We start from the raw sequence: 533 nt of genomic DNA, 5'->3' as shown, positions 1-533 counted from the left end.
CGTTTTTACTTTTGTGCTCCATTTCTATCATGACGTCACAATAACCTTGATAGCCATCAAACTTATTGTCTACTTTCTTTTGAAGCTTAGTCTTAATCTTTTTAGCCAACAGGTTCGTTTCTGAATCGTCAGCAAAAACTGAATTACTTGCAAAGATCAATACCATTAAAGTTACAACGTATCTCATCGTTTTGGTCCGTTTATGTTGTTGATTGTTCAATGATAAGTAATTTTTCTGTAGATACGAAAATGGGACGCCACATTGCGTCCCATTTAACATGATGAAGTAACTGATATGTAATTAAGCGCGCTTCTTGCCTTTGTTTGCTTTGAAGCCCTGGTGCGGAAAAACGTTACGAATCCTCTGTTGAACTTTTTTGGGAATGCCTTTGGAAAAGCTTAAGCGCATTCCTGTTCGTTGGCTATACACCTTCATTTCACCAGTAAACGGGTTATGCTCACTAATATCCTGTAAGTTGTGTTTGAAAGAAGGAGGTAGATGCCCTTTTACGTTACTAATATGGCCATTATCG

The 533-nt window shown here is 37.7% G+C and carries 1 protein-coding gene and 1 pseudogene; both read right to left on the bottom strand.

Features of this window, described 5'->3' with window-relative positions; all coding sequences use genetic code 11:
• Positions 1–187, bottom strand: a pseudogene (locus R7Z77_RS28155) (hypothetical protein); the annotation flags it as partial.
• 114 nt (positions 188–301) lie between these two features.
• The coding region (locus R7Z77_RS28150; protein WP_318137409.1) for a DUF3634 family protein at positions 302–533 on the bottom strand (232 nt) is incomplete at its 5' end.

This window comes from Vibrio sp. 1401, from assembly GCF_033340295.1.
Note: the sequence above shows the minus strand (reverse complement) of the source record. Positions and strands in the feature narration are given on the sequence as shown.